12 protein-coding genes are annotated in these 13,439 nt (G+C 69.2%); 4 read left to right on the forward strand and 8 right to left on the reverse strand.

Features of this window, described 5'->3' with window-relative positions; translation table 11 throughout:
- The first annotated feature begins 391 nt into the window (after positions 1-391).
- From ABZ833_RS43780 to ABZ833_RS43790, 3 genes are read left to right on the forward strand one after another with little or no spacing between them, the layout of a single operon-like run.
- Complete coding sequence (locus tag ABZ833_RS43780) at positions 392-700, forward strand: hypothetical protein (protein ID WP_361059182.1); 309 nt, start codon at positions 392-394, stop codon at positions 698-700.
- Positions 700-2,181 (forward strand): relaxase/mobilization nuclease domain-containing protein, encoded by a 1,482-nt coding sequence (locus ABZ833_RS43785; protein ID WP_361059184.1) that lies wholly within the window; start codon positions 700-702, stop codon positions 2,179-2,181. The genes ABZ833_RS43780 and ABZ833_RS43785 overlap by 1 nt, the downstream gene beginning before the upstream one ends.
- A gap of 33 nt (positions 2,182-2,214) precedes the next feature.
- Entirely contained in the window at positions 2,215-4,392 is a 2,178-nt protein-coding gene (locus ABZ833_RS43790; protein WP_361059186.1) for a hypothetical protein, read from the forward strand.
- Between the two features lie 69 nt (positions 4,393-4,461).
- Here the strand turns inward: ABZ833_RS43790 and ABZ833_RS43795 are convergent, their stop codons facing one another.
- The 8 genes from ABZ833_RS43795 to ABZ833_RS43830 are packed head-to-tail and all read right to left on the reverse strand — an operon-like array spanning position 4,462 to position 12,819.
- Positions 4,462-4,971: a DUF4913 domain-containing protein gene (locus tag ABZ833_RS43795; RefSeq protein ID WP_361059188.1), complete on the reverse strand. Its 510-nt coding sequence runs from the start codon at positions 4,969-4,971 to the stop codon at positions 4,462-4,464.
- Entirely contained in the window at positions 4,968-6,776 is a 1,809-nt protein-coding gene (locus tag ABZ833_RS43800; protein WP_361059190.1) for a TraM recognition domain-containing protein, read from the reverse strand. Before ABZ833_RS43800 ends, ABZ833_RS43795 begins: the two co-directional genes overlap by 4 nt.
- The gene (locus ABZ833_RS43805; RefSeq protein ID WP_361059192.1) at positions 6,773-8,236 is read right to left on the reverse strand and encodes an ATP/GTP-binding protein; all 1,464 of its coding nucleotides are present in this window, start codon (positions 8,234-8,236) and stop codon (positions 6,773-6,775) included. Before ABZ833_RS43805 ends, ABZ833_RS43800 begins: the two co-directional genes overlap by 4 nt.
- Before the next feature lie 16 nt (positions 8,237-8,252).
- On the reverse strand, positions 8,253-9,761 hold the full coding sequence (locus tag ABZ833_RS43810; protein WP_361059194.1) for an SCO6880 family protein: 1,509 nt from the start codon (positions 9,759-9,761) through the stop codon (positions 8,253-8,255).
- On the reverse strand, positions 9,748-11,091 hold the full coding sequence (locus ABZ833_RS43815; protein ID WP_361059196.1) for a hypothetical protein: 1,344 nt from the start codon (positions 11,089-11,091) through the stop codon (positions 9,748-9,750). The genes ABZ833_RS43810 and ABZ833_RS43815 overlap by 14 nt, the downstream gene beginning before the upstream one ends.
- The gene (locus tag ABZ833_RS43820) at positions 11,091-11,849 is read right to left on the reverse strand and encodes a hypothetical protein (RefSeq protein WP_361059198.1); all 759 of its coding nucleotides are present in this window, start codon (positions 11,847-11,849) and stop codon (positions 11,091-11,093) included. The genes ABZ833_RS43815 and ABZ833_RS43820 overlap by 1 nt, the downstream gene beginning before the upstream one ends.
- 36 nt (positions 11,850-11,885) lie before the next feature.
- Complete coding sequence (locus ABZ833_RS43825; protein WP_361059200.1) at positions 11,886-12,197, reverse strand: hypothetical protein; 312 nt, start codon at positions 12,195-12,197, stop codon at positions 11,886-11,888.
- Complete coding sequence (locus ABZ833_RS43830; RefSeq protein WP_361059202.1) at positions 12,190-12,819, reverse strand: DUF6668 family protein; 630 nt, start codon at positions 12,817-12,819, stop codon at positions 12,190-12,192. The genes ABZ833_RS43825 and ABZ833_RS43830 overlap by 8 nt, the downstream gene beginning before the upstream one ends.
- A 163-nt stretch (positions 12,820-12,982) precedes the next feature.
- Here ABZ833_RS43830 and ABZ833_RS43835 point away from each other — a divergent pair, with 163 nt between their 5' ends.
- Positions 12,983-13,438 (forward strand): helix-turn-helix domain-containing protein, encoded by a 456-nt coding sequence (locus ABZ833_RS43835; protein ID WP_361059204.1) that lies wholly within the window; start codon positions 12,983-12,985, stop codon positions 13,436-13,438.
- Position 13,439 lies beyond the last annotated feature (1 nt).

The following is a 13,439-nucleotide window of genomic DNA, read 5'->3' on the forward strand; positions in this document are numbered from 1 at the left end:
TAGCCATGCCCGCAGCGTAGCGAGCCGGAGCGGTGGAGCACCAGGCCAACCGCCGCAGTGGACCACAGTCGTGACAGGTCACCACTTGCGAGAGGCGCTCAGGCCGCCCTCTCGCGCTCTCCCGGGACCACCGGTGATCGACCGGGTTTCCACGGGTAGTCAGATGAGGTCACTACGGGAGCAAGCTGGTAGATCAGATATCTGATCTCGCTTGGCAGTCGCCTGGCGGCGGCGACTGCTGCCACACTGTGCGTGTGGGTCCCCATGCGGGGTCGCTTCGCTGAGAGGGGTATTGAGGGTGAGTCAGGACTCCGGCCAGCGTCGCCGGGTACCACCCGGGGGACGGAACAAGCGGAAGGCCGGCGGGCGGCCGCATAAGGCATTCGTGCGGATGAGTGATGGTGAGTTCGCTGTGATCGAGGGGCGCGGCCGAGTGCTCGAAATCAGCGTGCAACGTGTGCTGATCGAGGCCGCCATGGGGGTCCCTCCGCTCACCCAGACCGAACGCAACGCGATCACGTCCGAGCTACTGGGCCTTAAGCGGCTGCTCGGGAATCTGACGAACAACGTGAACCAGATCGCCCGTGCGCGGAACTCCGACGTGGACGTACGGCCCGAACTGATCGAGGCCGTACTCACCCGCGCGGAGGCGGCGGCCGGACGGGTCGAGGAGCTCACCGAGCGGCTCGGTCTCCGGTGATGCCCAACGTCACCCAGGGCAAGGACGCGCCCGGGTTGATCCGGTACCTCTTCGGGCCCGGCGAGGAGAACGAGCACACTGACCAACGGGTCATTGCCGCTTCGGACGATGTGGTTCTTCTAGGAAGCCCGCACTGCACCGAGCCGGGTGACCTCGCGCACCTGGCCGCCGAACTCGATGCCCCGCGGAAACTCTTCGGGACCGAGGTCAGGGACGGCCATGTCTGGCACTGCTCGCTGTCCATGGCAGCGGACGAGGGGCGGCTCAGCGACGAGCAGTGGGCCGAGGTAGCCGCCCGCATGGTCGAGGGCATGGGGTTTTCCGACGCCGACGGCCAGGCGCCGTGCCGCTGGGTTGCGGTCCACCACGGTCTCAGCAAGAAGGGCAACGACCACATTCACTTGGTCGTTGACGCCGTGCGCACGGACGGGACCAAGGCAGATCTGTGGCAGTTCAAGCGGCGCTCCCAGCAGGTGTGCGGACAGATCGAGCGGGACATGGGCCTGCGCGTCGTGGAGGGCCGCGCGAACGGCCGCAGTATGCCCGGCATTAAACGCGGCGAGATGGAGGCGGCCACCCGGCGAGGGCAGCCTGAGGCCGCCCGCCTGACGCTCGCCCGCCGCGTACGTGCGGCAGCGGCGACCGCCGAGAACGAGAGCGATTTCGTGCGAGGCCTGCGAGAGTCCGGTGTGATCGCGCGCCCCCGCTACGGCAAGGGCGGACGTACGGAAGTGGTCGGGTATTCGGTCGCACTGCACAGCAACGGCGGCGACTCCCCCGTCTGGTATCCCGGCGGGAAACTCGCTCGCGATCTCACCCTGTCGAAACTCCGCGGGCAATGGCCGCAGAACGATCCCGAGCAGGCCGTAACCGTCTGGGGCGAGAAGAGTGCGGGCACCCGCCGCGTGGGCAACGTGATGCTTCAGGACGAGTCCGCATGGCAGGTGGCGGCTCAGCAGATCCAGCAGGTACGCGAGCGGCTGGCGGCCGTTCCGGCGGGCGACACGGTGCGATGGGCCCAGGCCGCCCAGGATGCCGCCGGGGTGATGGCGGTTCTCAGCGCCCGCATGGAGCCACAGCGGCCCGGCCCACTAGCGCGGGCGGCCGATGTGCTGGCACGGTCGGCGCAGCGCACCACCGTCACCCGCCGGGATACCGCAGAGCGGCCCGGCCAGTTGAGAGGGGCCGCCATGGTTGCCAGGTACTCCCGGACGGGCGGGGCCAGTTCGGACGGCGAGGCCGCGTTCCTTCAGGCTATCCGCAACACGCTGCGGGCCATTCACAACATGCACCAGGCACGTCAGGAGCGCGACCAGGCACGGCAGATCGAGGAAGTGGCCCGCGGTGACCTGGCGCGACTGCAACAGGCCCGTCAGACCATCCAGCAGAGTCCCGGTGCGTTCCCGGCGCCGGGTGTTGACCACGACCGGCCCGGCCCTGCCCAGGGGCCGGAGCGGGGTGGTCCCGATGACGGCCGGTAGGCCGCTCGCATCCACCCTTGGAGGGGGAACGACATGGTTCAGTACGACCGGGATTCGGACGAGGTTCAGAGCGTCGGTACGGGGCAGATTTCGGCGATCGTTGCCGAGTCGATCGCACTGGCGCTCACCCTGGCGACGCTGACAGCCGAGGCGGTCATCGAAGCCCGTGAACGCAGGCTCGATGCGGAGCGGGCGAACTCCGAGGAGCGTGCCCGGCTGAACGTCGAGCACCTGCGGGCTCAGCGGGCCGCCGCGGAGCCCCTGTTGCGAGCCGTGCACCAAGAGCGTTTCTGGCGATCGCTCGATGTGGGGCGTGAAGAGGATCGCCGACGGCTGGGCCTGGCCTGGCAGGCCGCGAGCGAATGGGCGGGCGGTGACCCGTATGCCGCACACACCCTGGATGTGATGCGTGAGCGGCTGAAGAAGGATTACGGCCTTGAGGTGCCGTCATGGCCGGTGGGCGGCGCGGAGCTTGCCCGGATGGTCACGGTGGCCGATCCCGCCTACCGGAAGCTACTGGAGAAGGCCCGCTCAGCACTCGGGGCCGGGCCCGAGGCCGGTACCTCGTACGCCATTTTGATCCGCAACGTGAACGAGCCCTATGGGGTCGTGCACCGGTCGGAGATGACGGCCCCGGCGGGTGTGGGGGCCGAAGAGGTAGCGGCCCGCGCCTTTGTCGTCTGGGACGGCACGGACAGCGCCGCCGGAGCGGGCCCGTTCGTCGTCGAGGTGATGGAGAACACCGGGGCCGAGCCGGGCAGCCAGGTGCCCGCCGCGGTCCTGCGCAGCGAGCAGGTACAGGAGGTCTTGGAGGCCGCCGAGGCCCGTCAGCGTGCGCTGGTGGACGGCTCGGAGACCGGCAGCCCTGCGGAGCTGTTGCGGGCCCTGGGCGGTGAACTGGACCGGCTAGAGGAGGAGGAGAAGCAGCGCGGAACCCGGCGCGAGGAGTATGCCGACCGGCTCAAGGACGCGGATCTGTCCCCTGCCGATCGCACGCGTCTTGAGGGCAACATCGCCGCTATCGATGCGGGTCTGCCGGTGCTGCACCAGCAGCAGGCGGACACGGCCCTTCGGGTCGCCGCCACGGCGGCCGAGGTCCGCGGAGAGAACCCGCGTCACGTGCACGAGGCGGCCCGCCTCAGCGACAGCCTGGATGACGGATGGTGGCAGACCGCGAGCGCCGGCGAGATCGCAGGCGTGTGGGAGCACGTGGGGCAGTGGGAGGCGGGGCAGGCCCGCACGGAGATGCAGGACACTCTGCGGCAGGCGATCGAGAAGCAACACCGTTTGCTGATCCCCCGGGATGCCACCCCGGAGATGGTCAGTGCACTGTTCGGCGGCCGTGAGATGCCCGGCCCGGCGGTCCCGATCACCGGGCTCGGCGCACAGCTCCGAGACCAGGCACAGGGGCACTTCGAGGACGCGTTTGAGGACTTCTCGCGGGCTACCCGGCTCGCCGACGAGGCACGGCAGCAGCACGCGGGCACACGCTACGGGGAGGAGCTGGACAAGACGGCGTCCGAGTTGATCGAGCGCGCCGAGCAGCGAGGCCAGCAGGGCACACGGCTGCTCGATCAGGGGACGTGGCTCGATCGCCAGAGCGCGGAGACCGTAGGGGCGCTGTACCGGGACAACAGCGCCGAGGCCGTCATTGCGTTGGCGGCAGAGTTCGAGGCCCGTTGGGGGCGCCCCCTCTCCCCCGCGGCGGCCGACCTGTTGCCGCAGGCAGTCCAGGAGCAGGCGGACAGCGTCAAGCCGTGGGTCGTCACGGTCGGCAAGGGATCCACCGAGCCGGTTTCGATTACCTCGGTGCCGAGCCAGTTCGTACAGCGGTCCGCTGGTGTTCCGGAGGCGGAGACCACGGCTCAGGCTTCCACCGGACAGTCGGAGTCTGGGCCCGTCGCGTCCGGTGTCGGCGAAGTGATGGGACAGGTGGCCGCGCCGGGGGCGAAGGCAGTGGAATGGCTGTCCTCAGCGGCCGAGGCGGCGACGGATGACGGCGCCGTGGAGCGGTCCGAGGCACGGCGGGAATCCGGGCTCGCCGCGCTCGATACGGTCGCCGACGAGGAGGCGGCCGAGGCGATCCGGCTCACGGAGAGGTCATTCCCGGAGGGTGCCGAGGCGGCCACCGCGCAGGCCCCGGACAGCCGCCGGGCAGGCACGGCGCCAGAGGTTCCGGGACGGCAGCGTACGTCCGAGCTCGGCCGGTGACCTGAGCGGCAGAACGCACGAGGGGCGGCCCCGGAGATCCGGGGCCGCCCCTCTCGCTTCGTACTGGCGTCAGACGCCGTTGTCCTCGTGCTCAGGTTCCGTGCTGAATGCCGGAGTGAGCCACAGGGCCGGGTCCGAGGGTGTGATGGGCAGTGGCCCCAATGCGTGGCGCGTATGCCCCTTCTTCGGGTTGCAGCCGGACAGCGGCCCGGTGTCGGGGTCCATGAGCACCCGCAGGTGTGGATCGCAGTGGTGCAGCCACCATGTGGAGATGCCCAGGGCCGGATCGAGGCGCAGGTTTTCCCAGGCCCGCCAGATGGCCGTCAGCCGGGAGACGGCTTCGGGGTGACGCCACCAGTCGGGGCACCAGGTCAGGGTGTTCTTGAGCAGGTTGCGACGGATGGTGGGGGCCAGATACTCCGTCACGAAGGCATCTACCGTGGGGAATTCCAGCGGCGGCGGGTCCGGCTTCTTCTTGGGCTTCTTGGGCTTCTTGCTCTTGGGCTTGGCGGGCGGGGCGGGAGTGGTTTCGGCGGAGGCGGGGGCGTCCTCCGCCCACTCGTCGGTGATGCTGGTCATGGGGTGCCCGGTTCGTCGTCTTCGGGCTCATCCAGGGCGAGGCTGTCGGCGCTCTGGCCGCCCGGGTCATAGCGGTCCAGGGAGGCCCGCACCTTGTCGGCCCAGGGATGTTCCCAGTAGGGGATGGTCCGCACGAGGGTGGTGTGTGTCTGGGAGGCGAAGAGGAGCGCCCGGCCGCCGGGTACCTGGACGAGGTCCGAGATGTTGACGAGGTCCTCTTTGGTGCTGCTGATGCTGGTGGAGCGGTTGGAGGTCAAGGCTCCCGACGTCCCGGCCTGGCGGCTGACCGAGCGCGCGAGGGGATGGAACTCCGGCAGCAGCGAGACCATGTGACCCAGGAAACCGGGGTCTCTGGAACCGCCGCCGTAGGTGGCCACGTTGGCCGAGCCGAACAGCTTTTTCATGCCGGACTCGCCCCAGGTGGTGATGCCCTGATCCCAGTTCTGCAGGATGGTGATGGGCAGGATTCCGCGTGATCCGTAGTGGCTGTAGAGGTCCGGCAGGTCCGCCCACTTGCAGATGTTCGCGGCCTCGTCCAGGACGGCGAGCAGGGTGCGCGGCAGCCGTCCGTTCGGGGAGCGCATCGCGTACTGCTCGGCGGCCTCGCAGATGGCCACGGTCAGGGCCGTGACCAGAGCGGCGGCGGATCCCTCGCCCTCGCGGGAGACGAGATAGAGCGTGTCGGTGGAGCGTACGAAGTCCTGCGGGGAAAACGGCTGACGCTTGCCCAGGTCCGCAGCGACTGGGGCGACGGCCCACCGGGTGATCTTCGGTTCTTCCAGGAACGCGAGAATGGTCTGTGCGCCGCCGTAAACGCCGCTGCGTTGGCGTTCGGTGAGGTTGAGGGCGCCGCTCAGGCTTTCGGCGGCCATCTCGTACTCCGGCCCGGCCGCGCGCAGGATGCGTTCCGGCTCAGTTTCGGTTGAGTCGTTCACCCATCGGTAGACCTGGGTGATGGGCTGTTGGTCGAGCGCGGCGGCCAGCAGCAGGTTCGCGACCAGGCGTTTGCTCGCGGGTCCGAAATAGGCGTCGGTCGAGGAGCCTTGCTCGCGGCTGTTGGTGGCGAAGACCCCGGCGAGCTTGACCGACGTCGTCACGTCGGTGACGTAGGAGAGCGGATCCCAATACCAGGTGGGCTCTTCCCCTACGATCTGCTGCGGGTCATAGACCCGCACCGTGCCGTACTCGGCGCGGCCCAGGCGGGTGGCGTCGACCAGGTCACGCCGGTTGGTGGTGGCGATGCACGGGGCCGCCTGGTGCTCCATCACGGCGGGAATGGCCACCCTGGTCGTCTTGCCGGTCCGGGTGCCCCAGATCGCCACCTGGGTGTCTTCCACGCCCTGATAGACGGGGGTGTTGCCGATGACCGTACGGCCCAGGAAGACCCCGATCGAGCCGCCCTGTGTGCCCAGGCGTTCGGCGGTCGCCCGCGCGCCTCGCTCCGTGATTTTGGCGATGTCCGCGCCGCGCCCCAGGTGTCGGGCGGCGGCATCGATGGGCTTGCGCTCGGCCTTGGCCTTGCGGATGAGGCGGCCGATGAACACCGCGGCGACGGCCAGCACGAGCAGCTCGGCGACCAGGACCGCCGTCGCCCAGGCGCCGGGCCACCGGTAGGCGCCGGAGGCCAGGGCAAAGACCAGGTCGAACGGATTGGACGAGGGCGCCGGTTGACCGCCGAGCGCGGCGCCGGCAGCGGCCGAAGTCCACGCCGCCGCGACCCCGGCGATGACCAGGCCGCACAGCGCCACCCCCAGGTAGGGGCCCAGGTCGTTGCCGGGGCCGCGCCGTTTCGAGGTGACGCTCACTGGTGCCACCGCCGGTTGGTGTCGTTGATGTGCAGTTCGGCGGCGGTCAGCTCGACGTGCAGCGGGATGCCGGGGCGGCCGCCGACCTTGATCAGAAAATTGCCCCGGCCGGGCGGGGCAGCTTCCGGGCCGGAGGCGGTGGACCAGCCCGGAGGCGTGGACCACTCGGTGATCATGCGTTGTTCGCTCGCCGTGAGGTTGACGACCTCGCCGAGCCGGGGCATCTCTTCCTTGGGCAGGCCCGCGCTGATGACCATGCCGGAGCGCTCTACGAACCCCTTGGCTTTCATGCGGTCGTCTTCCGAGGGGAGCGCCAAGAGGTCTTTGATGCTGTGCGTGATCATCGCCATGCCCACGCCTCGTTGCCGATTGAGGCGGGTCAGGGCGTCCACCCGGTCGACCAGACCGCGCCCCACCCGCAGGACCCGCCACAGTTCATCGAGGACGAGGAAATAGTGGCGCTGCGGCGCGAGTCCGGCGTCTGCCAGAGCCTGCGCGGCATCCACGGCGCCGAATCCGTAGGACCAGCAGGCCAGCAGCGCCGCCGCCTGGAGCTGCTCCTCCGAGTCGCTGATAGAGCTGATGTCGAAGCAGACGGGGCGGTCCATGTGCATCGGTTCGGTCGTGGGGTGTGCGAACGTCTCGCCGAGTTTCCCCTTGCCCAGAAGGCCCGTGAGGGAGGATTCCAGGCCCTCGGTGATGTCCCGGTAGCGGTCCATGTCGCCCCGGTCCAGGGCGGTGGCCCGCACTGCGTCAGGGGCCTCTGTGATGACCTGGAGCAGATCACCGAGGACCGGCACGCCGGTGTGCCGGTCGTCCAGGACTTCCAGTGCGGTGGCGAGGATGTTCTCCTCGCGTTCGGTGGGCGGCTCCCTGCGCAGAACGGTGATCAGGGCGGAGACCATGTTGAGGCGGCGCCCGGCGGCCTGTTTGAGGAGGCTTTCGCGGGCGCTGCCGGTCAGTTGGGCGGCGGCGGCTGCCGACTCGCCGGGGTCCAGGACATTCAGGTGCCCTTGCCCCCGGCCCAGCGTGATGACCTGCCCGCCCAACGCCCGGATCAGGTCCACGTAGTCGGGCTTGAGGTCCCCGAACACCATGGGCAGCACGCCGTACCCGGCCAGGCCCAGCGCCATCCGCCGCGTGATCGTCGACTTGCCCAGGGCGGGCTGTCCCAGCACGAACATCGAGGGGTTGAGGATCAGTTGGGCCCGGGTGAACCAGCTGATCGGGTCACAGCAGACCGTGGCCCCGGACTGGAGGGAGCGGCCCAGCGGCACCCCGATGGTGGGGGTGCCCGACCCGGCGCCGAACGGCCACAGCCCGCACACCTGCACCGAGGTGCCCCGGTACTCCGGCGGCGGGTCGAGGTAGAGCTGTGCGCCGCCGCCGGGGCCGGGCCAGCCGCGCATCGAGGGCCGCGAGCGCGGCGCCGCGGTGCGGGTGCGGGTGCTGCGAGCCATGGTGATCCCCCGTTTTCTAGAGACTGTCGCGGACGGTGCTGGGCACCATGAGGTGCAGCGGGAGCACGAGACCGATCGGCAGGGCAGCGGCAAACGCGCTGGACTGCGAGCGGTAGGCGTGCCGCAGCGTGATCCTGGCCGGGGCGGAGAGGTTGTCTATGGCCGCCTCAGCGCGCGGCAGGTCGTCCCGGTCCATCACGGTGGCGGTGGCCAGCAGGGAGAAGCGCACCACCCCGGCCCCGGTGGCCTCTTCCTCTTCCGACTGGCGCGCAGACTTCACGGCGGCGGTGTCGCTGGCCTTGCCGCGCTTGTTCTGCCCGGCCCGGAACTCCGCGTGCTGTACGTCGTCTTGAACGACCTTGCTTGCCGATGCGGGATCGTGCGGCCGGTAGAGCAGAGTGACGCGCTTGCGGGCGATGTCCTCCGCCGGTTGCAGGAAGCCGGTCAGCACGCTGGAGAGGACGGCGCCGCGCGGGGCGGCGGCCATCAGCCACGACACCGAGTAGGCGCCATCGTGCCGGTAGAGATCGGCGCTCTCCTCGGCGGCGACCGGGCCCGCGTTGTCCCACGTCAGGCCGCTGCCTTCCGGGGTGTTGCGGGCCTCTTCCACGAGGGTGGCCACCGACGGGTCATAGGCGACGCGTACGGCCTCAGCCAGTTCCACCGCGGTCATGGGACGGGCGACCCCGGCACCGGTCATGGCCAGCCGTTCGGCCAGGCCCGGCAGCCGGTTGCCGATCAGGAGGGCCATCTCGTCGGCGGTGCGCCGCTCGTGCCCCGCACGGGCCGCAGCGGAGTACGTCAGTGTCACCCGGGTGGTGATCTGTGCGGAGCCCGCCGGGTATTCCGCCAGGATCCCCGCAAGGACGTCCTTGGACAGCTGGGGGGCGTCGGCGACTACGTTCGTGTTCACCTCATGCGCGAGGCGGATACCGGAGTCCGGGGCGGTCTCGATGGACACCGAGGCGCCCACGAGACCCGGCTCATTGGCGAGATTGGCGAGCCACTGGCCCCAGTGCGCGACCCAGATGTCTACCTGGTCCTGGTCCACCAGAGAGGCGCCGTCGGCCTCGCAGGAGAGCACCGCGACGTAGTGGCCGGTGGTCGGGTAGGACAGCAGCGCGAAGGGCCGTCCCCAGGAGTCCTGCGCTTCCACCAGTTCGGAGGCGGCCGCCAGGCCCGGCAGCGTGCACGTGCCGTAGCCGGTGCGGCCCAGCGGGCCCGAGCGGTACAGGTGGCTTCCGGCCTGGACGGTCGTACGCCAGCCGATCCGTGCCCCCATCCGCGCCATCAGAGTGCGCCCGTAGCGGTCCTTGACCGAGAGCGGCACCAGGAGGAGCACCATCAGGGCCAGCACCGCCAGCGTCAGCCACAGCGAGATCAGCAGTGTCAGGACGGACATCACCAGGCCTGCGAACAGGACGACGGTCACGCCCAGGCCGAAACTGCCGATCCCGGCGCGTTGCGGACGGCGCCAGTTGCCGTATGTGCGCTGCTGACGCGGTGCGCTTTCACCTACTGCCATGGGGCCCTCCCCCGGTGTTGGTCGGCTGGGGCCCGGTGGATCCGCGCCCGCCCTGCGGCGCCCCGGTGGGCTGGCCACCCGAGCCCGCCGTCTGCTGGCCCGGTCCCTGGCTCCCGCCCTGACCCGCACCCTGCCCTGCGCCCTGCGTGGCGCCGTGCGCTTGTCCCTGGCCCGGTGCACTCTGGCCCGCGCCGACCCCGACCGGCTGTTTCCCGGCCGAAGAGTCGCCGCCAGGCGGCCCGGACGAGGGAGAGGGCTGCGCCGGCAGCTGGCCGCCGGACTTGCCGCCGCCCGCCTGTGCGGCACCGGATGCGCCCTTGGCGGCGGCTCCGCCCGCCTTGCTCGCCCCCATGGACTTGATGGCCACGGCGCCGGTAGCCGCTCCGCGGACTCCCCCGGCAATGGCGGCACCAGCGCCGCCACCGGCGGCCGCAGCGGCCACCATGGGCGTGATGAAGCGCATGAGCGCGGGCAGCGTGAGGCTGGCCAGGATCAGCAGCAGCACGCCGTAAAGCTGTGACCACAGGTCATCGACTTTTGATTTCCCGATGGCGTTGAACGCGGCCGCGTACACGATCGCGGCGGCCGGTTTGAACAGCAGGAAGGCCACGATCCAGCCCGCCGTCTTTTGGAACCAGCCCCTTCCCGCCTCAGTTCCGGCAGCGGCCGCCGACAGCGGCAGCGTCCCCACCAGCAAGATCAGCATGGCATTACGGGCCATCATGAAACACATCTGAATGAAGCTGCTGATCATGATGAGGAGGGCAGTCACCAAGGTAATGGCCATCATTGACGCCTCGGCGTCCTTCGCCACCAGCTTGATAATGCGCTTGCCGAACGCGGTGGAGCACCCCTTAGTTGGCGTCTCGCCGCCGCAGCCCAAGGAATCCATCAGAATCCAGTTACTGAAGCTATCCCCCGCCCTCATGAGGGTCTGGATGGCCACGATGCCCACGGAGGACACCAAGACCAACTTGATCACGGCCCCCATCGCTTCCTTGAGGGGCTCCCCTCTTTGCTGCCAGATCATCCGGCCCGCCGCGATAAGCAGTGCCAGGACCGCCACCCAGGCCGTGACCCACGACAGCGAATTCTGGAGGGCGCCGACCGGCCCGGCCTGGCTGATGTCCGGGGCGTCGAGGTTCATCCACCCCGTGGTCATGCTCTTCAGGGCCAGGGCAGCACCCTGGGCGAAACTGTCCACGATGGTGGAGAAAGCCGAATCTACGATCTTCTCGGCAGTCCGTTCGGCCGCACACCCGAGCGGAGTAGCCGGATTGAATAGATCGATGGGATTGCCATTGGCGATCTTCTCGCAGCCCGACGGCATCAGACACCACCCCAGGCGGCATAGCCGCTCATGTCGTCAATGGGGCCGCCTGGTGCGGGGTTCAGCGCAATCTCGTTCTTCCAGTCCCCACCGTGCCACTTCATCGTGACGGTACCCGCGCTCAGTTGCCCGCCCTTGGCCTGCCACACCAGATCAATGACTGCGGTCTCGGCTGAGTACGTGACGAACTTGAACCCCGAGATCTGAGCATTCGAGCGCGAGGGATCGGCTGGTGTGTCGCCCTCTTCCTTCTCGAACTTGGCTCGCTTGTCGATGTAGTTCTGACGGCCGTCGCCCACCGCCTGTTTCTCGGCAATCGACTTCCAGTCGTCGGCCGTCAGGTTGCGGACGGTGATCTGTACGGCGGCGGTAAGCGCGCCGGTCGGTGTATGCGCGTAGCAGCGCGCCACATCGCCCTCAATCTTGGCCGGGCCCGAGGTCTTGGACTCGGGCACGGCGAACCCCTCGATGAGTTCCCAAGTGACGCCTTCGGGTGCCACCGCAGGAACCTTGGAGGGCGAGGAGGACATGGCGGGGCAGCCGTCGTTACTCCCGCCGGTATCGGGTGCCGGGGCGGTCGTCTTGCTGGCTGTGGGGGTCGGGGCGGCGTTGTCGTCTGTGTCCTGGCTGTCACCGGTGACGAGGACGACGCCGCCGAGCACGGCCACCAGGCCCACGACGATGGCCGAGGCGATGAAGCCCCGGGCACGGAACGGGTGGGCGTCCTCTTCGTGCGGCGGCCGCTGGTCGCGGGCCATGGTGGATCCCCCTTCTTGTGTCTGGTCAGGCAGCGTTTAGAGCAGGGTGTTGACGATGCCGGAGGCACCGCCCGCGAGGATGCAGCCGCCCATGACCCAGCCGAGCGCTCCCATGTGCTCGCCGCCCTCTCCGCGCCGGAAGTTGATAACCAACTTCGCGGCCACGCCGAGGATTCCGGCGACGGCCAGGATCATGACGATCTTGAAAACCCATCCCAGAATGGTCATCAGGTCGTCCTGAGCGCCGCCGGGCAGCGGCTTGCCGCCGTTGGCCGGGTTGGGCACGTCCGCCGCGAGGTCGACGAGCGGCCGGGCGGCATCTGCCGCCGCGAAAACAAGGTCAGACATGGTGGTCTCTCTTCTCTGTGAGCCGGGCCAGCTCGCGGCCGAATGCCGTGAGCTCGCGGGTGGGGTGGTTCATGGGCGGCTCTCCGAGCCGCCATTCCTCCATCCACTGCACCGACCAGGTGCGGGCGACCCCACCGGCCACGAGCCGCATCAGGTCGCGCAGGGGACGCGGCAGTTTGCCGGGAGCGTCAGCAACGACGACCAGGCCCAGGAGCTCAATGCCCGGTACCTGGCCTGAGGCCCATTGGACGATGGCCGCCCGCGCAGCCATCAGGCCGCCGTAACTCGAGCGGCAGACCAGGACCACCGGGTGCGTGATGGCGCCGTACGGTGCGGGCCACAGGCGCCCGGCATCCCGCCCCCCTGGCACCGCGCTTTGCAGAGTGGTCACCCCTGCACCGCCGTGGACGCCCAGCCACAGCCACCCAGGTGCGGGCGGGGTCGGCACGGCCGAGATGGGCAGGCCGCCGTATGCCGGAGGCGGCACAGCGCCGGGCTGCGGCCGCACGGATCCCAAAATCCTATTTGCGGGCGCAACCGGCGGGGCTACTGTGGCGTTCTCAGTTGTGGGCGGCCGTCCCGGGATCCACGGGTTGCCATTGCCAAGTGTCTCTGTCGTCACGGTAGTTCCCCCCTAACCCTTCGTGATGTGGCATCAGTCTAGACCGAAGTACATGTCTCGTTGCAAGATGTCATTGACCATCAACTTAGGGTATCTATAGCGATCCTGACGGTATGTCGACACGTTGAGGCATGGGGGGACTGTGTGGCTAGGATTCGCCAACATGACGGATCGCGAACCAGAGCAAGTATTGGCGGAGTACCCGGACGTCCTGACGGGCGGGGAAGTCGCCGCGATCCTCAGACTCGACCCGCGCCGCGTGGCCTCGCTCGCCCAGAACCGGGAACTGCCCGCCTTCCGCGCCGGCATCGGTCCCAAGGCGGGATGGAGATTCGACAAGCGGCGCATCGTCGCCGTGATCGAGAATCGCGATCCGTTCGCCGAACTGACCTCCCTGCTCGCGGGATTGCCGCCGGTGCTCACCGCGCAGGAACTGAGCGACCTCTTGCGCATCGAGCGGCCGAGGATCGCAGCCATGGCCGCCGCCGGTGCGATCCCCGGGGCATTCAAGACAGCCCACGGCGGTGGCGTGTGGCGGTTCGACAAGCGCCGGATCGTTGCCCTGGTGGACTGGCCACCGGCGGATGCGCACGGCGGGCCCTCTCCCACGACGCCGTGAG

The sequence above is a fragment of the Streptomyces sp. NPDC047525 genome (assembly GCF_040643025.1).
GTDB classification, from domain to species: Bacteria; Actinomycetota; Actinomycetes; order Streptomycetales; family Streptomycetaceae; genus Streptomyces; species Streptomyces durmitorensis.